This is a genomic window from Kocuria sp. GQ42 (genome assembly GCF_059758435.1).
In genome coordinates this window covers 363,358-387,787 of record NZ_JCAXEN010000002.1, presented here as the reverse complement: position 1 = coordinate 387,787, position 24,430 = coordinate 363,358, and the positions used below count along the sequence as shown (strand labels likewise).

Annotated in this window: 17 protein-coding genes; 16 read left to right on the top strand and 1 reads right to left on the bottom strand. The window is 72.9% G+C overall.

Annotation, left to right across the window (positions count from 1 at the left end; genetic code table 11):
- Window positions 1-143 precede the first annotated feature (143 nt).
- Together AC6CH6_RS07215 and AC6CH6_RS07210 are read left to right on the top strand one after the other, a co-directional pair.
- On the top strand, window positions 144-1,727 hold the full coding sequence (locus AC6CH6_RS07215) for an acyl-CoA carboxylase subunit beta (protein ID WP_498254615.1): 1,584 nt from the start codon (window positions 144-146) through the stop codon (window positions 1,725-1,727).
- Window positions 1,724-1,954 carry an acyl-CoA carboxylase subunit epsilon gene (locus AC6CH6_RS07210; RefSeq protein ID WP_136341520.1) on the top strand — a complete coding sequence of 77 codons (231 nt, stop codon included), beginning with the start codon at window positions 1,724-1,726 and terminating at the stop codon, window positions 1,952-1,954. The genes AC6CH6_RS07215 and AC6CH6_RS07210 overlap by 4 nt, the downstream gene beginning before the upstream one ends.
- 44 nt (window positions 1,955-1,998) lie before the next feature.
- On the opposite strand, the gene AC6CH6_RS07205 is transcribed toward AC6CH6_RS07210, so the two are convergent.
- The gene (locus AC6CH6_RS07205) at window positions 1,999-3,252 is read right to left on the bottom strand and encodes an MFS transporter (RefSeq protein ID WP_498254614.1); all 1,254 of its coding nucleotides are present in this window, start codon (window positions 3,250-3,252) and stop codon (window positions 1,999-2,001) included.
- 41 nt (window positions 3,253-3,293) lie between these two features.
- Here AC6CH6_RS07205 and AC6CH6_RS07200 point away from each other — a divergent pair, with 41 nt between their 5' ends.
- The 14 genes from AC6CH6_RS07200 (at window position 3,294) to sbnB (ending at window position 24,339) form a co-directional block, all read left to right on the top strand.
- Complete coding sequence (locus tag AC6CH6_RS07200; protein WP_498254613.1) at window positions 3,294-5,030, top strand: DUF885 domain-containing protein; 1,737 nt, start codon at window positions 3,294-3,296, stop codon at window positions 5,028-5,030.
- A 73-nt stretch (window positions 5,031-5,103) separates the two neighbouring features.
- Entirely contained in the window at window positions 5,104-6,546 is a 1,443-nt protein-coding gene (locus AC6CH6_RS07195) for a dicarboxylate/amino acid:cation symporter (protein ID WP_498254612.1), read from the top strand.
- A gap of 157 nt (window positions 6,547-6,703) precedes the next feature.
- A complete protein-coding gene (locus AC6CH6_RS07190; protein ID WP_498254611.1) occupies window positions 6,704-7,912 on the top strand; it encodes an AfsR/SARP family transcriptional regulator in 1,209 nt (402 codons plus the stop codon).
- A 142-nt stretch (window positions 7,913-8,054) separates the two neighbouring features.
- On the top strand, window positions 8,055-9,602 hold the full coding sequence (gene exaC / locus AC6CH6_RS07185) for an acetaldehyde dehydrogenase ExaC (RefSeq protein ID WP_498254610.1): 1,548 nt from the start codon (window positions 8,055-8,057) through the stop codon (window positions 9,600-9,602).
- 48 nt (window positions 9,603-9,650) lie between these two features.
- A complete protein-coding gene (gene adhP, locus AC6CH6_RS07180; protein ID WP_498254609.1) occupies window positions 9,651-10,724 on the top strand; it encodes an alcohol dehydrogenase AdhP in 1,074 nt (357 codons plus the stop codon).
- Window positions 10,725-10,878: 154 nt separating this feature from the next.
- The gene (locus AC6CH6_RS07175) at window positions 10,879-11,514 is read left to right on the top strand and encodes a Maf family protein (protein ID WP_498254608.1); all 636 of its coding nucleotides are present in this window, start codon (window positions 10,879-10,881) and stop codon (window positions 11,512-11,514) included.
- 143 nt (window positions 11,515-11,657) lie between these two features.
- Complete coding sequence (locus tag AC6CH6_RS07170; protein WP_498254607.1) at window positions 11,658-13,451, top strand: acetyl/propionyl/methylcrotonyl-CoA carboxylase subunit alpha; 1,794 nt, start codon at window positions 11,658-11,660, stop codon at window positions 13,449-13,451.
- Window positions 13,452-13,470: 19 nt separating this feature from the next.
- Complete coding sequence (locus tag AC6CH6_RS07165; RefSeq protein WP_498254606.1) at window positions 13,471-14,301, top strand: thioesterase II family protein; 831 nt, start codon at window positions 13,471-13,473, stop codon at window positions 14,299-14,301.
- A gap of 10 nt (window positions 14,302-14,311) precedes the next feature.
- Window positions 14,312-15,019, top strand: coding sequence for a 4'-phosphopantetheinyl transferase family protein (locus AC6CH6_RS07160; RefSeq protein ID WP_498254605.1), 708 nt, complete (start codon window positions 14,312-14,314; stop codon window positions 15,017-15,019).
- A 768-nt stretch (window positions 15,020-15,787) separates the two neighbouring features.
- A complete protein-coding gene (gene sbnA / locus AC6CH6_RS07155; RefSeq protein WP_498254604.1) occupies window positions 15,788-16,861 on the top strand; it encodes a 2,3-diaminopropionate biosynthesis protein SbnA in 1,074 nt (357 codons plus the stop codon).
- Complete coding sequence (locus tag AC6CH6_RS07150; RefSeq protein ID WP_498254603.1) at window positions 16,786-19,731, top strand: Pls/PosA family non-ribosomal peptide synthetase; 2,946 nt, start codon at window positions 16,786-16,788, stop codon at window positions 19,729-19,731. The genes sbnA and AC6CH6_RS07150 overlap by 76 nt, the downstream gene beginning before the upstream one ends.
- Window positions 19,728-22,244 carry a non-ribosomal peptide synthetase gene (locus AC6CH6_RS07145; protein WP_498254602.1) on the top strand — a complete coding sequence of 839 codons (2,517 nt, stop codon included), beginning with the start codon at window positions 19,728-19,730 and terminating at the stop codon, window positions 22,242-22,244. Before AC6CH6_RS07150 ends, AC6CH6_RS07145 begins: the two co-directional genes overlap by 4 nt.
- A 20-nt stretch (window positions 22,245-22,264) precedes the next feature.
- The gene (locus AC6CH6_RS07140; protein ID WP_498254601.1) at window positions 22,265-23,263 is read left to right on the top strand and encodes a TauD/TfdA family dioxygenase; all 999 of its coding nucleotides are present in this window, start codon (window positions 22,265-22,267) and stop codon (window positions 23,261-23,263) included.
- On the top strand, window positions 23,260-24,339 hold the full coding sequence (sbnB, locus tag AC6CH6_RS07135; protein ID WP_498254600.1) for a 2,3-diaminopropionate biosynthesis protein SbnB: 1,080 nt from the start codon (window positions 23,260-23,262) through the stop codon (window positions 24,337-24,339). The genes AC6CH6_RS07140 and sbnB overlap by 4 nt, the downstream gene beginning before the upstream one ends.
- Window positions 24,340-24,430 lie beyond the last annotated feature (91 nt).

Genomic DNA, 24,430 nt, shown 5'->3' with positions numbered 1-24,430 from the left:
CCCCGGACCCGGGCACGGATTTTGTAGGAGTTCTACAACAGAGGCCCCCGCGGCCGCGGACTAGAGTGAGCAGGTCCCCTGACCACCCCGGACCGGACCGATCGGCCCGCCGGGCCGGCCGCGTACCAGACCACGAGGTGCCTGTGACCCACGACCTGACGACCACCGCCGGCAAGATCGCCGACTTCCACGACCGCAGGGCCCGCTCCGAGGTGCCCGCGGGGCAGGCGGCGGTCGAGAAGCAGCACGCCCGCGGGAAGAACACCGCCCGCGAGCGCGTGGAGATGCTCCTGGACGAGGACTCGTTCGTGGAGTTCGACGCCCTCGCGACCCACCGCTCGACCGCCTTCGGGATGGCGTCGAAGAAGCTGCCCGGCGACGGCGTGGTCAGCGGCTACGGCACGGTGGACGGGCGCCTGGTGGCGGTCTACTCCCAGGACTTCGCGGTCTTCGGCGGGTCGCTGTCCCAGGTCAACGGGGAAAAGATCGTCAAGGTCCAGAAGTTCGCCCTGCGCAACGGCTGCCCGGTCATCGGGATCAACGACGGCGGCGGGGCGCGGATCCAGGAGGGCGTGGCCTCCCTGGCCATGTTCGCGGACATCTTCAACATGAACGTCCGCTCCTCCGGGGTGGTCCCGCAGATCTCGCTGATCATGGGCCCGTGCGCGGGCGGGGCGGCCTACTCCCCCGCCCTGACCGACTACATCGTGATGGTCGACAAGACCTCGCACATGTTCATCACCGGCCCGGACGTCATCAAGACGGTCACGGGCGAGACGGTGGACATGGAGACCCTGGGCGGGGCGCGCCAGCACAACGCGACGACCGGCACGGCCACGTACCTCGCCGATGACGAGCAGGACGCGCTGGACTTCGTGCACGAGCTGCTCGAGTTCCTCCCTGCGAACAACCTGCAGGAGGCGCCCCTGGTGGACCACGACCAGGAGGACGAGGTCACCGACCAGGACCTCGCCCTGGACGTGCTGGTCCCCGACTCCGCGAACCAGCCCTACGACATGCGCGCGGTGGTCGAGGCGATCGTGGACGACGGTCACTTCCTGGAGATGCAGGCCCTCTACGCCCCCAACGTGATGATCGGCTACGCCCGGGTCGAGGGGCACACCGTGGGCGTCGTGGCGAACCAGCCCATGCAGTTCGCCGGCACCCTGGACATCGCGGCCTCCGAGAAGGCGGCCCGGTTCGTCCGCCACTGCGACGCGTTCAACGTCCCGATCCTCACCCTCGTGGACGTGCCCGGGTTCCTGCCCGGCACCGACCAGGAGTTCAACGGCATCATCCGGCGCGGCGCCAAGCTGCTCTACGCCTACGCCGAGGCGACCGTCCCGCTGGTCACCCTGATCACCCGCAAGGCCTACGGCGGGGCCTACATCGTCATGGGCTCCAAGAAGCTCGGCGCGGACGTCAACCTGGCCTGGCCCACCGCGCAGATCGGCGTGATGGGCGCCCAGGGCGCCGTGGAGATCCTCTACCGCCGGGACCTCAAGGCCGCCGCGGACAACGACGAGGACGTCGAGGCGCTGCGCGCCGAGCTGGTGCGCAAGTACGAGGAGAGCCTGCTCAACCCCTACCAGGCCGCCGAGCTGGGCTACGTGGACGCGGTGATCTCCCCGTCCGAGACCCGGGTGCAGGTGCTCAAGGCCCTGCGGGCCCTGCGCGACAAGCGCGCGTCGATGCCCACCAAGAAGCACGGGAACATCCCGCTGTGACCCCCCGTGAGCCCGCCGAGGGCACCCCGTCCCTGCGCTTCACGGCCGGCAGCCCCACGCCGGAGGAGATCGCCGCCGTCACGGCCGTCCTGCTCGCGCGCCGGCACGCGGGCGAGGACGACGCGAAGGGCTCCCCGGGGCGCCGGGACCAGTTCCGCCGGATGCGGCTGGGCCTGAAGCTGCGCCCGGGCCGCGGCGCGTGGCGGCGGACCCGGCCGGAGGAGTGACCCGCACACCCTGACCCGCACGCCGTGACCCGGGTGGAGCCCGGTCACGGCTCCCGGGGGATCCGCCGGGAGACGACGAGCGCCACCGCGATGCCCGCGAGGGCGAGCACCGCCGTCACCGCCCACGTCAGGTCCCAGGAGCCGGTCGCCTGCGCGACCGAGGCGACCGCGGGCGGGCCGGCGAACTGGCCCAGGGCGTTGAACTGCTGGCCCAGGCCCAGCGTGGTGGCCACCGTGGTGGGGGTCGGCGCGACGCGCATGAGGCTCGCGATCGCCGTGGTCGGCACCACTCCCCCCACCGCGGAGAACACCAGGACCGCGCCGTACCGGGCGCCGAAGCGCACGCCCTCGTCCAGCAGCGGGGCGATCCCGAACGCGACCACGGCGGCCAGTCCCAGCACGGCGAAGCCCGTGCACCACAGCACCACGGGTCGCACCCCGCGCTGCAGGGCCCGGCCCGCGCCCAGGTTGCCCACCACGTTGACCCCCGCGGCGAACGCGCTGAGCCCCGCGGCGGCGCCCGCCGCGATCCCGGCCTCGGCGTACATGGAGGGCAGGAACTGCACCACCCCGTTCCACTGGGCGGTGTAGAGCCCGAAGACCGCGGCCACGAGCCACGGCCCCGGTGCGCGCAGGGTCAGCCCGAGGCGCTGCCGCACCCCGTGCACCACCGTGTGGGCCGGGTCCGGCGGGAGCACGGCGAGCACCAGCACGCCCAGGAGCGCGGAGCCGGCCGCGGCGGCCGCCCACCAGGTGCGCCAGCCGAGGGCCTCGCTGAGGAGCCCGCCGAGCAGCAGGGAGAGTGCCGCGGCGACCGGGATGTGGCAGCCCCACAGCCCCACCAGCAGGGACACGCGGGCCGGGGCCACGGTGCGCCGGATCAGGGCCGGAGCACAGATCGACACGAGCATGAACCCCACGCCCTCCAGCACCCGGGAGCCCAGCAGCGGTCCGTACCCCGTGGAGAGCAGTCCTGTCACGGAGCCCGCGGTGAGCAGGCCCAGCCCGAGCACCAGGCCCCGGCGCAGGCCGATCCGGTCCCCGGACAGACCCACCACCACGCCCAGCAGCATGCCGGCCACCTGCACGGTGGAGAGCAGGAACCCGCCCTGCACCAGGCTCAGGCCGAGCTCGGCGGAGAGCACGGGCAGCGCCGGGGCCAGCTTCCACACGTGCAGGGCGCCCACCACCCCCGCGACCACCACGAGCAGGGCGGGCCCGGTCCCGGCGGTCCCCGAGGGCCCGGCCGGGACGGTCGCGGGGGGCGCGGAGTTCGCGCGCGGCGCAGGAGCGGACATGCTCCGCAGTCTAGGGAGCGCCCGGCGCTACTGTGACGTGCATGACCGATCAACGGCCCGACCCCCTGACCGGCGCCGGCCCCGCACCCCTCGGCACGGGGCGGCGCGAGCCCACGGACGTGGACGCCGTGGCCGAGCGCTGGTTCGCGCGCACCATGGAGCTGGACCCGGCCCAGGCCACCGTGCACGGCTTCCCCGGGCACGAGACCGAGTACCGCGACTTCGGACCCGAGAGCCAGGAGGCCCACGCCGACGCCGCCCGCCGGACGCTGGCGGAGCTCGAGCGCGCGGCCCCGGTCGACGACGTCGACCGGATCACCGGCCACGCCCTGCGCGAGCGCCTGGGCCTGGACCTGCTCCTGCACGAGGAGGGGCTGCGGGGCTGGGAGGTCAACAACATCTCCTCCCCGGTGCAGGAGATCCGGGAGGTCTTCGACGACCTGCCCCGGAGCACCGCCGAGGACTGGGCGCACCTCGCCGGCCGGCTGCGCGCCGTGCCCGCCGCCGTGGACTCCTACGTCCTGGGCCTGCGGCACGCCCGCTCCCTCGGCCGCTCGGCCTCCGCGGCGCAGCTGCGCAACGCGGCCCGGCAGTGCACCGGCTACGCGGCGCGCCACGGCTTCTTCGACCGGCTGGCGCGCAGCCCCGGCGTCCCCGAGGCGCTGCGGCAGCAGGTCGGGGAGGCGGCCGAGGCGGCGCGGCACGCCTACCGGGGCCTCGCCGCCGTGCTGGGCAAGGAGCTCGCCGCGGACGCGCCCCGCACGGACGCGGTGGGGCCGGACGTGTACACGCTGCGCCTGCAGGAGTTCCTCGGCGCCGTCCTGGACCCGGCCACGGTCTACGCGTGGGGCGTGGAGCAGCTGCGCACGATCGTGGCGGAGCAGGAGCAGCTCGCCCGCCGGATCGCCCCCGGCGCCACGGTGGCCGAGGCCATGGCGGCCCTGGACGCGGACCCGGCGCGGCAGCTGCACGGCACCGACGCGCTGCAGGCGTGGATGCAGGACCTCTCCGACGCCGCCGTGGACGCCCTCGCGGACACGCACTTCGAGCTCACCGGTCCCATGCGCCGGCTCGAGTGCCGCATCGCCCCGACCCACGACGGCGGGATCTGGTACTCGATGCCCAGCGCCGACTTCTCCCGCCCCGGGCGCATGTGGTGGTCCGTGCCCGAGGGCACCCGGACCTTCACCACGTGGGAGGAGACCACGACCGTCTACCACGAGGGCGTTCCCGGCCACCACCTGCAGTTCGCCACCGCGCTCGCCAACTCGGGCGAGCTCAACCGGTGGCGGCGGATGGGCGTGTGGGTCTCGGGCCACGGGGAGGGCTGGGCGCTGTACGCCGAGCGGCTCATGGACGAGCTGGGCCACCTGCAGGACCCCGGGGACCGGATGGGGATGCTGGACGCCCAGCGGCTGCGGGCGGCGCGGGTGGTGTTCGACGTCGGCTTCCACTGCGGCTACCGGATCCCCGCGGAGCTCGGGGACGCCCTCGGCGGGGCCCGCCCCGGCGAGGTCTGGACGCCCGAGGACGGCTGGCAGTTCCTGCGCTCGAACATCGTGATGGCGGACCCGATGCTGCGCTTCGAGTGGATGCGCTACATGGGCTGGCCCGGACAGGCGCCGTCCTACAAGGTGGGCCAGCAGCTGTGGGAGCAGGCGCGGGAGGCGGCCCGCGCCGCGGCGGGCCCGGAGTTCCTGCTCAAGGACTTCCACACCCGCGCGCTGCGGGTCGGCTCGGTGGGCCTGGACACCCTGCGGTACGCGCTCGCCCTGTGACCTCTGTCATTCCCGCGTCACATTTCGTCACCGTCATTCGGTGTTGTATATTTCCGCGCCCTATCGTGGCCATATGATTTCCGCAGAAAGCACTCGACGGCTGCCCCGGTGGATGACCTCCTTCGGCCCGCAGATCGTGCTCGCCCTCCTCCTGGGCGTGGTCCTGGGCACCGTGGCCGACGCCCTCGGCGGCGACCCCGACACGGACCCCAACTGGCTGATGACCGCCCTGGACACCATCGGCACCAGCTACGTCAGCCTGCTCAAGGCCGCCGTGGTCCCGCTCATCGTGACCGCGGTGATCTCCTCCATCGCCAACCTGCGGGAGGTCTCCAACGCCGCCCGGCTCGCGTGGAAGACGCTGCTGTGGTTCGGGATCACGGCCCTGATCGCCGTGACGGTCGGCCTGGTGCTCGGCCTGATCGTCCAGCCCGGCGCCGGCAGCGGCGCGGCCGCGCCCGCCCAGGCGTACACCGGGACGCAGGGCTCGTGGCTGGGCTTCCTCACCGGCCTGGTCCCCGCCAACTTCCTGGGCCTGCAGGTCTCCTCCTCCGTGGTGGACCCGGAGACCGTCCAGACCTCCCTCGGCTTCAACGTGCTGCAGGTGCTCGTGGTCTCGGCCGCCGTCGGCATCGCGGCGCTCAAGGTGGGCGCCCCCGCCGAGCCCTTCCTGGCCGTGGTCCGGGCCGCGCTCGCCGTGGTGCAGAAGGTGGTCTGGTGGATCATCCGCCTCGCCCCGCTGGGCACCCTCGGGCTGATCGGCCGGGCCGTGTTCGAGTACGGCTGGACCTCGATGGGCGGGCTCCTGGCGTTCGTCGCGACCGTCTACGCCGGCCTGCTGGTCGTGGCGTTCGTGGTCTACCCGGCCCTGGTCAAGGCGCACGGGCTCTCCGTCCGGCAGTACTTCTCCGGCGTGTGGCCGGCCGTGCAGCTGGGCTTCGTCTCGCGCTCCTCGGTGGGCACCATGCCCCTGACGCAGCGCGTCACCGAGCGCAGCCTCGGCGTGCCCCGCGCCTACGCGTCCTTCGCCGTGCCGCTCGGGGCGACCACCAAGATGGACGGCTGCGCCGCGGTCTACCCCGCGATCGCCGCCCTGTTCGTCGCGCAGTTCTACGGGATCGAGCTGGACGTCACGCACTACGTGCTCATCGCGCTCGTGTCCGTGCTGGGCTCCGCGGCGACCGCCGGCACCACGGGCGCCACCGTGATGCTCACCCTGACGCTGTCCACGCTGGGCCTGCCGCTCGACGGCGTGGGCCTCCTGCTGGCCGTGGACCCGATCATCGACATGGGCCGCACCGCGCTCAACGTGGCGGGCCAGGCCCTGGTGCCCACGATCGTCGCCCACCGCGAGGGGCTGCTGGACCGGGAGCTCTACGACGCCCCGCGCTCCGGCGACCCCTTCGTCCCCGAGGACGCCACTCCTCAGGACGCCACCCCCGAGGCCACGGAATCCGGCACCGGGTCCGGCTCGGAGCCGCGCCCCGAGGAGGCCGCGGCGACCGCGGCCCGCTGAGCCCCGGCGCCGCCGTCCCCAACGCGAGGGGCGGGGAACTGCGAGAATGCTCGACGCATTCCGGCAGTTCCCCGCCCCTCGCTGTTCCTGGACGCGTCACGGGCTACCCTGGGACGGGCATGAGAGCTGGGTCACAGCACGGGACAGGAGGCGGCGCGTGGGCGCACCGGCGGACGGACCGACGACGACGGACCCGCTGCTGCGACTGTCCTGGGCCCGGTCGCTGGACCACCTCTCGGCGCCCGAGCGCTGCACCCCGCGGGTCGTGCTGGACGGCTCCGACGTCCGGGAGGCCCGCTCCCCGCTGCGGCTGCTGATGCCCGTGCTCGACGAGCTGCTCACCCCGCTGGCCGAGGACACCGGGCTGGTCGTGGCCGTCACGGACCCCGGCGGCGTGATCCTGCGGGTCCGGGGCAGCGCCGCGACCCGGCGGCGGGCCGAGTCCATGGGCTTCGTCGAGGGCGCCGACTGGTCCGAGCCGGCCGTCGGCACCAACGCCCCGGGCACCGCCCTGGTCCTGCGCCGGCCCGTGACCGTGCACCGCGAGCAGCACTTCTACCCCGAGGCCCGGCCCTGGACCTGCACGGCCGCCCCGCTGCTGCACCCCGTCACGGGGGCGCTGCTGGGGGCCGTGGACCTGACGGGCGGGGACGCCGCCGCGGCCCCCGCCACCCGGGCGCTGGTCGGTGCGGCGGTGCGCGCCGCCCGGGCCGAGCTCGCCCTCGCCCTGCGCTCCGCCCGCCGCTCCGAGAACGCCGCGGCGGCACCGGCCGCCGCCCCCGCCCACGGCGCGTTCCTGCGCGTGCTCGGCGACGCCCCGCCGGCGCTGGTGCTGGACGGGCAGGCCCTGGAGCTCACCGAGCGCCACGCCGAGATCCTCCTGGCCCTGTCCCGCGCCGGCAACGGTCTGTGCACCGCGGAGCTCTCGGAGCAGCTGTGGGCCGGCCGGGCGCAGGAGACCACGGTGCGCGCCGAGGTCCTGCGGCTGCGCCGGCTGCTCGAGTCCCGGGGCGGGCCGGCGATCGCCTCCCGCCCCTACCGGCTCGAGACCCCGCTGCCCTCGGACGCGGGCCGGGTGCTCGAGCTGCTCGCCCGGGGCTCGCACCGCCGGGCGCTGCGCGAGTACACCGGGGCGCTGCTGCCGCACTCCGAGGCGCCGTCCCTCGTGGCCCTGCGCCACCGCCTCACCGGACTCCTGCGCGAGGCCGTGCTCACCGACGGCTCGGCCGAGGCCGTGCGCGAGTACCTCACCCTGCCGGAGGCCGCCGACGACGCCGAGGCGTGGGCGCTGCTGCTGCGCCTCCTGCCGGCCCGCTCCCCCGCCCGCGCCGAGGCCGTGCTCGAGCTGGAGCGGCTGCGCCGCTGACCGGCCCCGGCGCCCGCCGCACCGTGCGTGCAACGTGCGTGCAACGTGGACCCCCGTAGCGTGATCCGCATCACACGATGGTGCGGACGAGGCGGTCCGCACCCGTGCCGCACGCACCGTCACGCACCAGGAGCAGGTCACCATGAGCGTTGAAACCCAGTCCCTCACCACCGTCTACGCGCAGCCGGGCACCGAGGGCTCGAAGGTCACCTTCAAGCCCCGCTACGAGCACTGGATCGGCGGACAGTGGGTCCCGCCCGTGCAGGGCCGGTACTTCGAGAACATCTCCCCGGTCAACGGCAAGCCCTTCACGGAGGTGGCCCGCGGCACCGCCGAGGACATCGACGCCGCGCTCGACGCCGCGTGGGCCGCCGCCCCGGCCTGGGGGAAGACCCCGGTCGCGGAGCGGGCGCTGGTGCTCCACCGGGTCGCCGACCGGATGGAGCAGAACCTCGAGATGCTCGCCGTGGCCGAGACCTGGGACAACGGCAAGCCGGTGCGCGAGACCATCAACGCGGACATCGCCCTGGCCATCGACCACTTCCGCTACTTCGCCGGAGCCATCCGCGCCCAGGAGGGCACCCTCTCCCAGCTCGACGACAACACCACGTCCTACCACTTCCACGAGCCCCTCGGCGTGGTCGGGCAGATCATCCCCTGGAACTTCCCGATCCTCATGGGCGTGTGGAAGCTCGCCCCGGCCCTGGCCGCGGGCAACGCCGTGGTGCTCAAGCCGGCCGAGCAGACCCCGGCCTCGATCATGGTGCTCATGGAGCTGCTCGCGGACATCCTGCCCCCGGGCGTGGTCAACGTGGTCAACGGCTTCGGCGTGGAGGCCGGCAAGCCGCTGGCCTCGAGCCCGCGGATCCGCAAGATCGCCTTCACCGGCGAGACCACCACCGGCCGGCTCATCATGCAGTACGCGTCCCAGAACATCATCCCGGTGACCCTCGAGCTGGGCGGGAAGTCCCCGAACATCTTCTTCGAGGACGTCGCCGCGGCCCAGGACTCCTTCTACGACAAGGCGCTGGAGGGCTTCGCGTTCTTCGCCCTCAACCAGGGCGAGGTCTGCACCTGCCCCTCGCGGGCCCTGATCCAGGGCTCGATCTACGACCGGCTGCTCGCGGACGGCGTCGAGCGGGTCAAGGGCATGGTCCAGGGCAACCCGCTGGACCTCGACACCCAGGTCGGGGCGCAGGCCTCCAACGACCAGCTGCAGAAGATCCTCTCCTACATCGACATCGGCCGGCAGGAGGGCGCGAAGGTCCTCGTGGGCGGTGAGCGCAACGTGCTGGACGGGGACCTCGCCGAGGGCTTCTACGTCTCCCCCACGGTGTTCGAGGGCGAGAACTCGATGCGCATCTTCCAGGAGGAGATCTTCGGGCCCGTCCTGTCGGTCACCCGCTTCACCGACTACGCCGACGCCATGGCCACCGCCAACGACACCCTCTACGGCCTCGGCGCCGGGGTCTGGGCCCGCAACGGCAACCTGGCCTACCGCGCCGGCCGCGACATCCAGGCCGGGCGCGTGTGGGTGAACCAGTACCACAACTACCCCGCCCACTCCGCGTTCGGCGGCTACAAGTCCTCGGGCATCGGCCGCGAGAACCACCTCATGATGCTGGGCCACTACCAGCAGACCAAGAACCTGCTGGTCTCCTACTCCGAGGACGCCCAGGGCTTCTTCTAAACCGCCCTCACCCGTCCCGACCGTCCGTCCCGTTCCAGGAGGAGCACCATGAACGCCCAGCAAGCCCCGACCGTCCAGGAGTCCGCGGCCACCGCGGTCCCCGGCACCATGACCGCCGCCGTCGTCACCGCCTTCGGGCAGCCCCTGGAGGTCAAGGACCTCCCGGTCCCCGAGCCCGGCCCCGGCCAGGTCCTCGTCAAGCTGATCTCGACCGGTGTGTGCCACACCGACCTGCACGCCGCCCACGGCGACTGGCCGGTCCAGCCCACCCCGCCCTTCGTCCCGGGCCACGAGGGCGTGGGCACGGTCGTGGCCCTCGGCCCGGGGGTCACGGAGGTGCAGGAGGGCGACCTCGTGGGCAACGCCTGGCTGGCCTCGGCGTGCGGGCACTGCCGCAACTGCCGCACCGGCTGGGAGACGCTGTGCGAGGAGCAGGTCAACGGCGGCTACAGCATCGACGGGTCCTTCGGCCAGTACATGCTGGTGGACGCCCGCTTCGCCGCGCAGATCCCCGCGGGCGCCGACCCGTACGAGGTGGCGCCGGTGCTGTGCGCCGGGGTCACCGTCTACAAGGGCCTGAAGATGACCGAGGCGCGGCCCGGGGAATGGGTGGTGATCTCCGGCATCGGCGGCCTGGGGCACCTGGCCGTGCAGTACGCGGTGGCCATGGGCCTGCGGGTCGCGGCGGTCGACGTCGCCGACGACAAGCTGGCCCTCGCCCGCAAGCACGGGGCGGAGATCACCGTCAACGCGTTCGCGGAGGACCCGGCCGAGTCCGTGCTCGCGCAGATCCCGGGCGGCGCGGACGCCGTGCTGGTGACCGCCGTGCACCCGGCCGCGTTCGGCCAGGCGATCGGCATGGTCCGCCGCGGCGGGACGATCGTGTTCAACGGCCTGCCGCCCGGGGACTTCCCGGCGCCGATCTTCGACATCGTGCTCAAGGGCCTGACCATCCGCGGGTCCATCGTGGGCACGCGCCAGGACATGGTCGAGGCCCTCGACTTCTACGCGCGCGGTCTGATCCACCCGACCTACAGCACCCGTCCGCTCGAGGACGTCAACGCGATCCTCGACGAGATGGAGAAGGGCAAGATCGAGGGCCGCGTGGTCGTCGAGTACTGAGCCGGGCGGACGCGAGGGGTCGCGTCCTGTCCCGGGTGATCGCGAGGGGTCGCGTCCTGTCGGTGGGAGAACGTCTCACCAACAGGACGCGGCCCCTCGCGCGTGGGCATGGCCGATCGCGACCCTTCACGTGCGGCCTGCGTATCCTGGGACGGTGACTCCCCGCCTCGTCCTCGCCTCCCGCTCCCCCGCCCGCACCAAGCTGCTGGCCGACGCCGGGATCGGCCACGACCGGCTCGTCTCCGACGTGGACGAAGACGCCGTGGTCCGGGAGCGCGGGGTGACCGGCGCCGAGGAGACCGCGATGGTCCTGGCCCGGGCCAAGGCGGAGGCCGTGGCGGCGCTGCCCGAGGCCGCCGGCGCCCTCGTGGTGGGCTGCGACTCGGTCTTCGAGCTCGACGGCGAGGTGCACGGCAAGCCCCTGGACGCCGCGACGGCGACCGCCCGGATCCGGGCCATGCGCGGGCGCTCGGGGGTGCTCCACACCGGCCACTGGCTCGTGGACACGCGGAGCCCGGCGGACGGCGGGACCGGCTGGAGCGGCGGCGCGCCCGCCAGCGCCGAGGTGTTCTTCGCGCAGATGTCCGACGACGAGGTCGCGGCCTACGTGGCCACCGGCGAGCCCCTGGAGGTGGCCGGGTCCTTCACCATCGACTCGCTCGGCGCGGCGTTCGTGGAGCGGGTGGAGGGCGACGTGCACGCCGTCGTCGGCCTGAGCGTCAGCACCCTGCGCACGCTGCTCGGCCGGGCGGGCGTCGGCGTGCCCGAGCTGTGGACCGCCGGCCGCTGAGGACCGCTCCCCGCCGGAACCGGTCTGCGCTTTGTAGGACTCCTACAGAAACGGCGTCGCATTTCCGGTCCGCCGCCGGGTGGTTGGGCGATTGCTCACGACGGGGAATACAGTGCATCGGAGGATTCGACAAGGAGTGAGACGTGACCGGTAAGAACCCCGCGGACGGCGCCATCCGCCCCATCACCAAGGTGCTCGTCGCCAACCGCGGCGAGATCGCGGTGCGCGTGATCCGCGCCGCCCGCGACGAGGGCATCGCCTCCGTGGCCGTGTACGCCGACCCGGACCGGGACGCCCTGCACGCCCGCACGGCGGACGAGGCGTACGGGCTCGGCGGGTCCACCGCCGCGGACTCGTACCTGGTGATCGACAAGATCCTCGACGTCGCCGCCCGCTCGGGCGCCGACGCCGTGCACCCCGGCTACGGCTTCCTGTCCGAGAACGCCGAGTTCGCCCTCGCCGTGCTCGAGGCCGGGCTGACCTGGATCGGACCCCCGCCCGCGGCCATCGCCAAGCTCGGCGACAAGGTGGCCGCCCGCCACATCGCGGAGAAGGTCGGCGCCCCGCAGGTCCCCGGCACCACCGACCCGGTCGGCTCCGCCGAGGAGGTCCTCGCGTTCGCCGACGAGCACGGGCTGCCCCTGGCCATCAAGGCCGCCTTCGGCGGCGGCGGCCGCGGCATCAAGGTGGTCCGCAACCGCGACGACATCCCGGAGCTCTACGAGTCCGCCGTGCGCGAGGCCACCGCGGCGTTCGGCCGCGGCGACTGCTTCGTGGAGCGCTTCCTGGACGCTCCGCGGCACGTCGAGACCCAGTGCCTGGCCGACGCCCACGGCAACGTGGTGGTCGTCTCCACCCGCGACTGCTCCCTGCAGCGGCGCAACCAGAAGCTCGTGGAGGAGGCGCCGGCGCCGTTCCTGTCCGAGGAGCAGAACCGCCTGCTCTACGCCTCCTCGAAGGCGATCCTGCGCGAGGCCGGCTACCAGGGCGCGGGCACGTGCGAGTTCCTGGTGGGCCAGGACGGCACGATCACGTTCCTGGAGGTCAACACCCGCCTGCAGGTGGAGCACCCCGTGTCCGAGGAGGTCACGGGCATCGACCTGGTGCGCGAGCAGTTCCGGCTGGCCCGCGGCGAGGCCCTCGGCTACGACGACCCCGAGGTCCGTGGCCACTCGATCGAGTTCCGCATCAACGGCGAGGACCCGGGACGGCACTTCATGCCCTCCCCCGGCACCATCGCCGTCCTCGACCTGCCCGGCGGTCCCGGCGTGCGCGTGGACTCCGGCGTGCAGGCCGGCGAGACCGTGGGCGGGAACTTCGACTCCATGCTCGCCAAGCTCATCGTCACCGGGGCCACCCGGCAGCAGGCGCTCGAGCGCTCCCGCCGGGCGCTGGCGGAGCTGCGCATCGAGGGCATGCCCACCGTGGTCCCCTTCCACCGCGCCGTCGTCGCCGATCCCGCGTTCGCCCCCGCGGACGGCGCCCCGTTCTCCGTGCACACGCGGTGGATCGAGACGGAGTTCGACAACACCATCCCGCCCTTCGAGGGCGTCCCGCAGGCCGGGCCCGAGGCCGAGGAGCGCCAGGCGATCGTCGTCGAGGTCTCCGGCAAGCGCCTCGAGGTGGTCCTGCCCGCCCTGCCCGGCACGGTCAAGCCCAACGGGACCGCGGCCAAGCCCCGCAAGTCCCGCTCCGCCCGCGGCGGCGGCACCGCCGCGGCGAGCGGCGACAGCCTGAGCTCCCCGATGCAGGGGACCATCGTGAAGATCGCGGTGGACAACGGGGACGAGGTGGCCGAGGGCGATCTCGTGCTGGTGCTCGAGGCCATGAAGATGGAGCAGCCGCTGACCGCCCACAAGTCGGGCACGGTCTCGGGGCTCTCCGTGAGCCCCGGGGACACCGTCTCCGCCGGCGCCGTCCTGGCGACCATCTCCTGAGGCGGGCGGACCGGCCCCGATGAGCACCCGACCGACCGGCGCCCCCGGGCGCTGCCTCGTGGACCTCTCCGCACAGGACCGGCTGCGCAGCGGCGCCCCCGCCCGGACGCCCCGCCTGCGCGTGCTCTGCTGCCCGCCCTCGGGCGCGGCCGCCGGGTACTGGCGGTTCCTGGTCCGCGAGGACGTGCACGTCCTCGGCGTCCAGTACCCCGGCCGGGAGAACCGCTTCCGGGAGCCGCCGGCGCCCTCGGTCGCCGCCCTCGCCGCGGAGGCGGCCGAGGCCGTCGCCGGCGCGCCGTGGGCGGCCTCGGACGTCCCGCTCGTGGTCCTGGGCCACAGCATGGGCGCCTCCGTCGCGGCCGAGCTCGCCTCGCTCCTCGAGCACCGGCAGGGGATCCGGGTGTCGCTGCTCGCGCTGTCCGCGAAGACCGCCCCGGGCGCCGTGGACGCGGCGGACGACGGGGACGAGGACCTGCGGGCCGGACTCGACCCCCAGGACCCGGGCGCGGACGAGGCGCTCGCCCGGTGGCTGCGGCGGCTCGGCGGCACCCCCGAGGCGGTGCTGGCGAACCCCGAGCTGCTGGCCCTGCAGCTGCCCGCCCTGCGCGCGGACCTGCGGATTTCGATGGCCCACGACCGGCTCCCCGCCCCGGTCGGGGCGCCCCTGCTGCTGCTGCGCGGCACCGAGGACCACACGGTGGACGCCGCCGGCATGGACGCCTGGCGTCCCGTCAGCACCGGGACCGTGCAGCGGCGCGAGTACCCCGGCGGCCACCACCCGCTCGCGGAGAACAGGCACCGCCTGCTCGAGGACCTCGAGGCGTGCGCCGCGCCCGGCCGGTCCCGCTGAGCCCGTCGTCGTGACGACGGTCCCGCCGAGCGTGCCCGGCGCGGTCGAGCTGCCGGTGCCGGGCGCCCCCGCGGACGTACGGGTGGTGCTCGCCCGCGTGGCCCCGCTGGCCGGCTGGGCGGAGTCGGTCCGGGACTGCCTGGACGAGGACGAGCAGGCCCGGGCCGCGGCGTTCCGCCACGAGAGCGACCGGCGGCGGTTCGTGGTCGCCCACTGCGTGCTGCGCCACGAGCTCGCCGCCCGCACCGGCGCATCCCCGGCCTCGCTGCGCCTGGGACCGTCCGTTCCCGCCGTGGGGCCCCGGCCCAAGCCGCGGCTCGAGGACCACGCCCTGTGCTTCTCCCTCTCGCACAGCGGCGACCAGGTGCTCGTGGCCACCGCCGAGCGCGAGGTGGGGGTAGACGTCGAGCACCTCCAGGACCCGGTCGCCGCCGAGCAGGTGATCCCCCTGCTCCACCCCGCCGAGATCATTGCCCTGCGGGCCCTGCCCGCCGCGGACCGGCCGGCCGCCGTGACCACGGTGTGGGCGCGCAAGGAGTCCCTGCTCAAGGCCATGGGCTCGGGCCTGTTCCGCGAGCCCTCCGTCGACGAGGTCGGGGCGGGCCCCGTCCCGGGACGGCCCGTGGCCGGGTGGCGGATCCTGGACCTGGCTCTTCCACCGGACCCCGGTTCGGTCCGCGCGGAGTCGCGGGCGGCGCTGACCGTCCGCGTCCCGTGACCGTCACCGCGTACAACCACCGGTGGACAGGATTTCTCCATCCGGAGGCGGACTACAACGTCTGACCTGTCGGTCATCCTTGAAGCATGTCGGGCCCCCTTCGGGGAACAGGGTCCGGCGGGAGCGGCGAACAACTCACTCGCCCTGTGCCGTGCTTGCTCGAGATCCCGGAGCGGAGCACCTTCCGGACCCAGCACTCCATCACGTCAGGATCATCCGTCACGTGCAGTTGTCAGCACCCGGATACCCGCGCTGACGAGGAGAGCCGGTTCCGCGATCGGCCGGGCCCCCAGCGGGGCCGTGTCCGAATCGTGTCCGTCATCTTCGCAAATGTTGCTCGAGGCCCCCTGACCTGGGATTACTTTGGTGACGTCGAACCATACACAGGGCCCAACGGGCGTTCGGGGGAACGCGCCACCGGCCGGCACCAGTCGCGAAGCGGATCTCGCTTCTCCACCGGATGGGACAGACCCATGAGAAGAACCACCTGAGCAGTCACGACCGCCGCCTTCGCGGCTGGCACCACTGTCCTGCGGCTCCTGCCGCGAGTGGGGGACTCACAGCCGTCGATCGCTCCGGGCTCACAGCGCAGCGTTGCACCGATCCGTCGGGGCCGCGCCCCGCAGGACGGAGCCCTCGTCGATCGGCACGCCGAGAAGAGGGTCCTTGCGGTGCCCGTCAGCCGAGCTACGAGCCGACCCGAATGCGAAAAGCCGTCCCCGCGCCCTCCTCACGGACCGAGCGCACGGCGAGAGAACGAGGAACACTATGTCCATCATCAAGGCTCCGCACCTGTTCAACGAGGAGAGTCTGTTCATCGATCTGGAGGGCGTGCTGAGCCGCCACCTCTACCTGAAGATCGAAGGGTTCAACTTCGCCGGCTCGATCAAGCTCAAGCCCGCCAGGGAGATGGTCGAGCGAGCCGAGCGGGAAGGGAGGGTCGGCCCCGGCTCCGTGCTCGTGGAGTCCTCCTCCGGGAACCTCGGCGTCGCACTCAGCATGATCGCCGCCAGCAAGGGGTACAGCTTCGTGTGCGTGATCGACCCGCGCTGCAACCCTGCGACCCGGCAGCTCATGGAGTCGCTCGGGGCGCACGTCGACCTGGTCACCGAGCCGGACCCCGTCGACGGTTTCCTCGGCGCCCGCCTCAATCACGTCAAGGAGCTGTGCCGGTCCGACGAGCGGTACGTCTGGCTCAACCAGTACACCAGCCCCGGCAACTGGGGAGCGCACTACCGCTGGACCGCCCCCGAGATCGAGGCCCAGTTCCCCGAGCTCGAGGTGCTGTTCGTGGGGGCCGGGACCACGGGCACGCTGATGGGCTGCGCGCGCTACTTCAAGGAGCACCGGCCCGACGTCCGGATCGTCGCGGTGGACGCCGCCGGCTCGGTCTCGTTCGGTCGCCCGCCGGCCACCCGTCTCATCCCCGGGCTCGGCATGAGCGTGCGGCCGCCCCAGCTCGACGAGTCCCTGATCGACGACGTGGTGATGGTCGAGGAGCTGGACACGGTGCGCACCTGCCACCGCCTGGCCGGGCGCGGGTTCCTGCTCGGCGGCTCCACCGGGACAGTGGTCCACGGCGCCATGACGTGGCTCGCGGCCCACCACGCCGAGGACGTCACCGCGGTGGCCATCTCCCCGGACCTGGGCCGCCCGTACCTGGACACCATCTACCAGCCGGACTGGGTCCTCGACCACTTCGGGGCCGAGGCGCTCGCCGGCTCCGACTCGACTGCCGCTCTGGCCCGACCGCCTCACCAGGTGTCATGGCGTCGGCAGGCGGCAACTACACCGGTGACCGAATCCGCGGCCACCTCCTCGCCGAGGAGTCTCTCGCAGTGAAGAAGCTCGCCGACGCCCCCCCGGCGTCTCCCCTCCCCCCGATCTCGGTCCCCACCAGGCGCGAGCCCCCGTCCGCACCGGCCCTCGAGGGGACCGGCGCGGACCTGCCGCTCGAGCGCCGGTTGGCGGATCTTCTCGCCTCGGTGGTGCAGCAGGACGACGTCTCCGTGGACGCCGACTTCTTCGCCGACCTGGGTGCGGACTCCATGGTGATGGCGCGGTTCTGCGCCCGGGTGCGCAAGCAGCCGGACCTGCCGGCGGTGTCCATGAAGGACGTCTACCAGCACCCGACGATCACGGCGCTGGCCGGGGCTCTGGCGCCGCCGGAGCCGGTGCCGGCGGCGGTGCGAGACCGGCTGGCCGAGGTGCTGACCGGGGTGCTGGGCGTGGACCGGGTGCCGGTGGACGCCGACTTCTTCGCCGACCTGGGCGCGGACTCCATGGTGATGGCGCGGTTCTGCGCCCGGGTGCGCAAGCAGCCGGACCTGCCGGCGGTGTCCATGAAGGACGTCTACAGCAATCCCAGTGTCTCCGCCCTCGCCGCGGCGCTGAACGGCGCCTCGCAGCAGGACCGACCGCAGCAGGACCGACCGCAGGAGCCGGATCCGCTCGTGGCCTCCGTGCCGGGGACGCCGCCACCCATGGACGCGCGGACGTGGGAGTACGTCACCTGTGGCGCCCTGCAGGTGCTCGTCTACCTCGGCTACGGCCTGCTCGCCGGCGCGGTCGCGGTCGTCGGCTACCAGTGGGTGTTCCCGGCCGCCGGGCCGGGCAACCACCACTGGGTGGGCCACGGGATGGGCTTCGGGGAGCTCTATCTGCGGTCGGTCGTCCTCGCCGCGGCGACGTTCGTGCTGCTGTGCATCCTGCCCGTGGTGGGGAAGTGGATCCTCATCGGGCGCTTCCGGCCCGGGGAGATCCGCATCTGGAGCATGGGCTACTTCCGGTTCTGGCTGGTCAAGACCCTCATGCGGACCTCGCCCCTCTCGCGGATGACCGGTTCCCCGCTGACGCCCTTATACCTCCGGGCCATGGGGGCCAAGGTGGGCCGCAACGTCACGATCCTGACCACCCACCTGCCGGTCTGCACCGACCTGATCACGATCGGGGAGGGGACGGTGATCCGCAAGGAGGCGCTGGCCAACGGCTATCGCGCCTACGGCGGTGTGATCCAGCTCGGTACGGTGACGCTCGGCCGGGACGTGATCGTCGGCGAGGGCAGCGTCCTGGACATCGGCACCACGATGGGCGACGGCGCGCAGCTGGGCCACCGGTCCAGCCTGTACACCGGCCAGGTCGTGCCCGAGGGCGAGCACTGGCACGGTTCGCCGGGCAGGCGCACGGAGACGGACTTCAGCGAGGTCGACGCCACACCCTACCGGCCGTGGCGTCGAGGACTGTTCGCCGCGTACGAGCTCGTGGCCGTGCTCGGGCTGGGGCGCATCATTCTGAGCCTCGCGATCATCCTGACCGTCCTGGCGTTCCCGCGCGTGGCCGCGCTCCTGGAGTCGCATCCGCACGCGTTCACCAACTGGGTCTTCTACGCCGACGCCGTCGCGTTCGCCGGCGTGGGCGTTTTCGGCGGAACGGTCGTGGGACTGGTCGTCATGACGACCGTGCCGCGGGTGCTCCAGCTCTTGCTGAAGCCCGACACGGTGTATCCCCTGTTCGGGCTGCGGCACGCGGCGGAGCGCGCGGTGGAGCGGCTGACCAACAGCCAGTTGATGGGACAGCTGTTCGGCGACAGCTCGTACGTCGTGAACTACGCACGGGCCCTCGGGTACGACCAGCCGCACCTCCAGCAGACCGGCTCGAACCTGGGCACGAACTTCAAGCACGACAACCCGTTCCTGTCGACGATCGGCACCGGCACGATGATCGCCGACGGGGTGTCATTCATGAACACCGACTACTCGCCGACGTCGTTCCGGGTCAGCCGCGTGGCGATCGGCGCGCACAACTTCCTCGGAAACCATGTGCTCTACCCGGCCAGGGCCAGGACCGGGGACAACTGTCTGCTCGCCACCAAGGTGATGGTCCCCCTCGACGGACCGGTGCGCCACGACGTGGGTCTGCTCGGGTCACCGGCCTTCGAGATCCCCCGCTCGGTCCTGCGGGACGCCCCGCTCGAGGAGCATGCGGACCCCGCCCGGTTCCGCCGGGTCCTCTCGGCCAAGAACAAGCACAACCTGCGCACGATGGCCCTCCTGATGCTCGTCCGGTGGCTCGAGACGTCGCTGGGCATGCTGGCCCTGTTCTCCGCCCTCGAGCTGTCCGACCGGTTCGGTTTCCTCGCCCTCTCCGCGTCGTTCGTCGTGATGCTGCTGGTGGGCTTCCTGGTCCCCATCGGCATCGAGCACCTCGTGACGGGGTTCCGGGGGCTCCGGCCCCAGCTCTGCTCGATCTACAACCCCTACTTCTGGTGGCACGAGCGGTACTGGAAGCTCCAGGTCCAGAGCCGGCGCATGACCCTCCTCAACGGGACGCCGTTCAAACCGCTGCTCTGGCGTCTGCTCGGCGTGCGGATCGGGAGCCGAGTCTTCGACGACGGCTGCGAGTTCGTCGAGCGGAGCCTGGTGACCATCGGCTCCCGCTGCACGCTGAACACCGGCACCTCGATCATGTGCCACTCCCAGGAGGACGGCATGTTCAAGTCCGATCACGACGTCATCGGTGACGACATCACGCTCGGCGTCGGCGCCCTCGTCCACTACGGCGTGACCATCGAGGACGGTGTGGTCATCGCCGCCGACACCTTCGTGATGAAAGGGGAGACCCTCACCCGGGGATCCCTGTGGGGCGGCAACCCGGCCGTCGAGGCCCGGGCCGCCACCACGTCCCCCGTCGCCCTGGAAAGGCCCCTGTCATGACCACCACCCGTGCGCTCACCTGCCGGGCCGTCGCCGAGCACTCGCCGGAACCGCCCCACGACCGTCCCGCCCTCCCCGGGACCGCACCGACGCAGATCCCCCGGTGGACACAGGACCGCCGGCCGGGCCAGGCACAGATCGAGGTGGCGGTGCCCGAGGAGCTGCGCACCGCCGTGCGGTCCCTGGCCCGCGACTGGGAGGTGGCACCGGGCTCGATCTGGCTGGCAGCCCACGCGAGAGTCCTCCAGGCCCTGTCCGGCGAGCAGGAGATCACCACCGGCTGCAGAGACGCGACGGGCACCTGGCCGTGCACCCTGGATCTGGGCCGGCCGTCCTGGCGGGCCCTGGTCCGCGAGACGCACGTCAGGCAGACCCAGGCCCGCGCCGAGCAGTCCGGGCGCGGGCAGGCTCCGCACCGGGCGGCTCCCGCGGGGTACGAGGTGGTCCTCGACACCGGCCAGGACGCCGGTGCCGAGCTGCCGGAGGGCGTCGTGCTCGGCGTCTCCCCCCGGCAGGTGACCGGGGGCGAGGTGCTCCGCCTGCGGTACCGACAGGACGTCCTCGACGCCGGTGCCGCCCTGAGGATCGCCGGCTACCACCTGACCGCACTCCGCCACCTGGTGACCGACCCTGACGCGGAGCCCGCGGACGCCGACCTGGTCGCCCCGGACGAGCGGCGCCTCCAGCTCGAGCAGCTGGCCGGGCCCGTGCGGCCCCGGCCCCGGCAACGCTTCCACGAGCTCTTCGAGGAGCGCGTCCGGCAGCATCCCGAGCGCCTCGCGGCCGTCCAGGACACGCGACAGTGGACGTACGCGGAGCTCAACGCCCGCGCCAACCGGATCGCCCGCGCCCTGCTCGCACGCGGACTGCAGGCGGAGGACGTCGTGGCGGTCGTCGCCGAGCGGAACCTGGAGTGGATGGCCGCCGTCATCGGCATCCTCAAGGCCGGCGGCGCGTACCTGCCGCTCGAACCGCACTTCCCACCCGACCGGATCGCGAAGACGCTCACCCGGGCCGGGTGCCGGACGGTGCTGACCGAGGACGGCAGCACCACCTCGCTGGACGGGGCGCTCGCCGGGATGCCGGCCGTGACGACACTCCGCGTCGAGGACGTCGAGGCCGAAGGACACGCCGCCCTCGACCTCGGCCTGGCGGTGCGTCCGGACCAGCTCGCGTACATCTACTTCACCTCGGGCTCCACGGGTGAGCCGAAGGGCGCGATGTGCGAGCACGACGGGATGCTGAACCACCTGTACGCCAAGATCGAGGACCTGGGGATCGGCCCCGGCGACGTCGTGGCCCAGAGCGCCCCCCAGTGCTTCGACATCTCCCTGTGGCAGCTGGTCTCGGCCCTGCTCGTCGGCGGCCGCACCCTCATCGTCGGCCAGGACCGGATCCTCGACGTCGAGCGGTTCGTCGACACGGTGGAACAGGGCCAGGTCGCCGTCTTCCAGGTCGTCCCCTCGTACCTGGACGCGGTGGTGGCCTACCTGGAGGGCAGGCCGCGCGACCTGCCCTCCCTTCGCAGCGTCTCGGCGACCGGGGAGGCCCTGAAGCAGGAGCTGGTCCGCCGCTGGTTCGACGTGCTGCCCGACGTCAAGCTCGTCAACGCCTACGGACTGACGGAGACCTCGGACGACACGAACCACGAGGTGATGAGCGCCGCGCCGGCGGGAGATCACGTGCCATTGGGCCGGCCGGTCCCGAACGTGCGGATCCACCTCCTCGATGAGCGGCAGCGGCTCGTCCCGCTCGGAGCACCGGGCGAGATCGCCTTCTCCGGGGTGTGCGTGGGCCGCGGGTACGTCAACGACCCGGAGCGGACGGCACAGGTCTACTCCGCCGATCCCCATGTGGACGGCGCGCGGCTCTACCGGGCGGGCGACTACGGTCGCTGGTCGCCGGACGGCAGGCTGGAGTACCTGGGCCGGCGGGACAACCAGGTCAAGATCTCCGGGTTCCGGATCGAGATCGGCGACATCGAGAACGCCCTCCTGCGGGTTCCCGGAGTCCGCGACGGGGCGGTCGTCGTGGCGGAGCGACCGGACCGGGGCAAGCACCTGGTCGCCTTCTACCACGCGCCCGAGCCGCTGGACTCCGGCACGCTGCGCGAGCGACTGGCGCAGTCGCTGCCCGGGTATATGGTCCCGCAGGTGTTCCAGTGGCAGCCGGCCCTCCCGCTGACGGCCAACGGCAAGATCGACCGCAAGCGCCTCACCGCGCTGGCCGCGGACGTCGAGCCCGAAGGCCGCTCGCTCGAGCCTCCGCGCACCCCCACCGAGCAGTGGCTGGCGGCGGCGTGGTCGCGCGTGCTCGCCGTGCCGGAGGACGGGATCGACCGCCGTGACCACTTCTTCGAGCGCGGCGGCACGTCGCTCACCGCCGTCCGGCTCGCCATCGCCCTGGACCGGAAGGTCTCGCTCAAGGACCTCCTCAGCCACCCGGTCCTCACCGACCTCGCCACGGAGCTGGACTCCAGGTCCGCCGCGGCCGGCTCACCCGCCCAACCGTGATCCCACCGGAAGGAACCACCATGTCCGCCACCTCCGCACCTCCGGAGCTCGACGTCGACGCGCGCCCGGGTGCGCCGGCCACCGCCCTGGTCTCTCCCCCGGGCGACCCGGTGTCCTGGGCCCAGCAGCACCGTGACGCGCTGCGGGCAACCGTTGCCCGGCACGGGGCCGTCCTCGTGCGCGGCCTCGGGCTGTCCCACCCCGACCAGGTCGCCGCCGTGTTCCGGGCCGTCAGCCCGGAGCTGATGACCGAGCGCGAGGCCTTCGCCGCCCGCAGTTCCTATGCGCCCGGCGTGTACTCCTCGGCCACCTGGCCGGCGAACCAGCCCATGTGCATGCACCACGAGCTGAGCTACACGCTCCACGCCCCCGGACTGCTGCTCCTCGCCTGCCTCACCGCCCCGGCCGCCGGCGGCGTGACCGGTGTCGCGGACTCCCAGGCGGTGCTGCGCGCCCTTCCCGCGGACCTGGCCGCGCGGTTCGAGCGCGACGGCTGGATGCTGATCCGCAACTACAACGACGAGATCGGCGCCTCCGTCGCGGACGCCTTCGGCACGGACGACCGCGCCGCGGTCGAACGCTACTGCGCGGAGAACCGGATCGAGCTCGAGTGGCAGCCCGACGGCGGCCTGCGCACGCGTCAGCGCCGCGCCGCGATCGTCCGTCACCCCGTCACCGGGGAGCGCTGCTGGTTCAACCAGGTCGCCTTCCTCAGCGAGTGGACGATCGACCCGGAGGTCCGCGAGTACCTCGTGGACATGTACGAGGAGGACGGCCTCCCGTTCACGACGGCGTTCGGCAACGGCGACCCCATCGGCGAGGACGTCGTGGCCATGCTGAACGAGATCTACGAGTCGCACACGCTGCGCGAACCGTGGCGCGCCGGCGACCTGATGCTCGTCGACAACGTCCGGACGGCGCACAGCCGCGAACCGTACGAGGGCGAGCGGGAGATCCTCGTCGCCATGAGCGACCCGGTGTCGCTCCAGGGCACGGCCTCGGAGGAGGAGGGACGATGACACTGACCAGCGGACCCGGCACGGACCACAGGCAGGACGCCCCCGGACGGCAACCGACCATCCCGTCCTTCGCGGTCATCTCCGGCGCGGAGGTCGACCAGGTGCTGCAGGGGCACCGGGCCGAGATCGTCGCGCTGGTGGAGGACACCTACCGGCTGCACGGCGCCGGCCAGACGGTGAACCCGCCTTCGTACTTCCTGCGGTTCCCGGACCGCCCGACCGGACGGATCATCGCGCTGCCCGCCTCCCTGGGGGGACCCCGTGCCGTGGACGGCCTGAAGTGGATCTCCAGCTTCCCCACCAACGTGGAGTTCGGCATCCCGAGGGCCTCCGCCGTGCTGATCCTCAACGATCCGGACACCGGCTATCCCTTCGCCTGCCTGGAGAGCTCCATCATCAGCGCCTCCCGGACCGCCGCCTCCGCGGCCCTGGCCGCGGACTGGCTCAGCCGGGAGCGGGGGCGTCCCACACGAGTGGGCTTCTTCGGCGTCGGGCTCATCGCCCGCTTCGTCCACGCGTTCCTGGCGGACACCGGGTGGGGCTTCGACGAGGTGGGGGTGTTCGACCTGCTGCCGGGCAGCTGCGAGGGCTTCCGCGGCTACCTCGAGCGCACCGCGCCCGAGAGCACGGTCACCGTCCACGAGGACGCCGAGTCGCTGATCCGCTCGAGCGACCTGGTCGTGTTCGCGACGACGGCGGGAGAGCCGCACGTCACCGACCCGTCGTGGTTCGAGCACCACCCGCTCGTGCTCCACATCTCGCTGCGCGACCTCGGGCCCGAGGTGGTCCTCGCCGCCACGAACATCGTCGACGACGTGGAGCACTGCCTCAAGGCCCAGACGTCCGTGCACCTCACCGAGCAGCTCACCGGCTCGCGGGACTTCCTCGCCGGCACGCTGTACGACGTCATGACCGGCGCCGTGGAGGTGCCGGCGGACCGGACCGTGGTCTTCTCGCCGTTCGGCCTGGGAGTGCTCGACCTCGCGGTGGGCAAGCACGTCTACGACACGGTCGCCGGCACCGGCGGCCTGCACACCATCGACTCCTTCTTCCACGAGGTGCGTCGGTACGGGTGACGGCCGCCTCCCGGGTGTCGACCGGCCGGGTCCGCCGGGCCGGCCACACCCGGGAGGGGCGTCGTCGTCTAGCGCGTCCCCGACCTCGTCG

What these genes read in the sequence shown, in the direction of transcription:
- AC6CH6_RS07200 (WP_498254613.1), top strand. Translation starts at nt 3,294, where the DNA reads ATGACCGATCAACGGCCCGACCCCCTGACCGGCGCCGGCCCCGCACCC.
- AC6CH6_RS07150 (WP_498254603.1), top strand. Translation starts at nt 16,786, where the DNA reads ATGGCGTCGGCAGGCGGCAACTACACCGGTGACCGAATCCGCGGCCAC.
- sbnA (WP_498254604.1), top strand. Translation starts at nt 15,788, where the DNA reads ATGTCCATCATCAAGGCTCCGCACCTGTTCAACGAGGAGAGTCTGTTC.
- exaC (WP_498254610.1), top strand. Translation starts at nt 8,055, where the DNA reads ATGAGCGTTGAAACCCAGTCCCTCACCACCGTCTACGCGCAGCCGGGC.
- AC6CH6_RS07205 (WP_498254614.1), bottom strand. Translation starts at nt 3,252, where the DNA reads ATGTCCGCTCCTGCGCCGCGCGCGAACTCCGCGCCCCCCGCGACCGTC.
- adhP (WP_498254609.1), top strand. Translation starts at nt 9,651, where the DNA reads ATGAACGCCCAGCAAGCCCCGACCGTCCAGGAGTCCGCGGCCACCGCG.
- AC6CH6_RS07145 (WP_498254602.1), top strand. Translation starts at nt 19,728, where the DNA reads ATGACCACCACCCGTGCGCTCACCTGCCGGGCCGTCGCCGAGCACTCG.
- AC6CH6_RS07140 (WP_498254601.1), top strand. Translation starts at nt 22,265, where the DNA reads ATGTCCGCCACCTCCGCACCTCCGGAGCTCGACGTCGACGCGCGCCCG.
- AC6CH6_RS07195 (WP_498254612.1), top strand. Translation starts at nt 5,104, where the DNA reads ATGATTTCCGCAGAAAGCACTCGACGGCTGCCCCGGTGGATGACCTCC.
- AC6CH6_RS07165 (WP_498254606.1), top strand. Translation starts at nt 13,471, where the DNA reads ATGAGCACCCGACCGACCGGCGCCCCCGGGCGCTGCCTCGTGGACCTC.
- sbnB (WP_498254600.1), top strand. Translation starts at nt 23,260, where the DNA reads ATGACACTGACCAGCGGACCCGGCACGGACCACAGGCAGGACGCCCCC.